2 protein-coding genes are annotated in these 1,007 nt (G+C 73.1%); one reads left to right on the top strand and one right to left on the bottom strand.

The genetic code is table 11. From position 1 onward, the window contains the following. Positions 1-86: 86 nt before the first annotated feature. A complete protein-coding gene (locus ABZ780_RS31800; protein WP_357488472.1) occupies positions 87-737 on the bottom strand; it encodes a hypothetical protein in 651 nt (216 codons plus the stop codon). A gap of 67 nt (positions 738-804) precedes the next feature. Between ABZ780_RS31800 and ABZ780_RS31795 the strand changes: the two genes are divergently transcribed. After that, a partial coding sequence (locus ABZ780_RS31795) for a hypothetical protein (RefSeq protein ID WP_357488471.1) occupies positions 805-1,007 on the top strand: 203 nt, incomplete at its 3' end.

Below are 1,007 nucleotides of genomic sequence, written 5' to 3'. Positions count from 1 at the left end.
GGGACTCGATCAGCATCACCCGACGTTAGGCCGGATGGATTTCGCGGAGGTTTCCAGCAGTCAACCCGATCACGGAGCGCAACGGGCTACTCGGCCCCGCCCTGCAACTCTCCCCCCGGATCTGGCGCGTCCTCGAGCCGGTACGTCACGAGCTCCCGGCGATCGGCCCGTACCTGCTGCGCCGGATCGCCCGCGAGATCGGCACCCAGCTCGACGCGCCCGGCGGCAGCGAGGAGCGGCTCATCGACCGGCTCACCCGCCGCTACGCCACCACGACCACGGTCCGTGACATCGGCCGCTGGCTCCTCGGTGCCGCTCTCGTCCGGCACGGCTGCGGCCGCCCGGACTGCGAGACCGGCGTCATCTGGGAGTCCGGCGCCGACTGCGAGACCTGCGCCGTCAACCGGCAGACCGAGGCAGCCCGCGCCCGCCGCGACGCCGAACTCGCCGCCCGCGCCCAGGAGCTGGACGAGCAGCGGCAGCAGCGCCTGCGGGAGGCGGAGGCCATCGAGGAGCAGCAGCGGCGCGCCGCCGGGCGTGCCCGGGCGCGGCTGCTGGAGGAGCGGAGGGATGAGCAGCTGCCCGCGCCGTCCCCGGCCGCGGTGCTCGAGCTGCCGCCCGCGCAGCTGCTGCCGCCGAAGAAGACGTACCGCCAACGCGACCAGGCCAGCGACGAGGAGATCCTCGCGGCGATTGCCGAGCACGGGCCCGCTGTCGCCCTGCACATCTACGGCCACCTCAGGACGCTGCCGCTCCTGCACGGCCGCCCCAACTCTCTCGAGACCGGTAGCGACCGGAGGACTCATGCCCAGTGACCACGACGTTGCGACGTGCGGCGGCTGCTTCGCCCGGATTCGGTGGGCGATCACCGTGAACGGGAAGCGCCAGGCCGTCAACGCGGACCCCGACCCCAAGGGCAACTTGGCCGCCCACACGGACGGCACCGGCACCCTCAAGGTCCGCGTGCTCTCGGCCGAGCGGTCGACGCTCGAGCATGCCGAGTGGCA

The sequence above is a fragment of the Micromonospora sp. NPDC047467 genome (assembly GCF_040643095.1).
Lineage (GTDB): Bacteria > Actinomycetota > Actinomycetes > Mycobacteriales > Micromonosporaceae > Micromonospora.
Note: the sequence above shows the minus strand (reverse complement) of the source record. Positions and strands in the feature narration are given on the sequence as shown.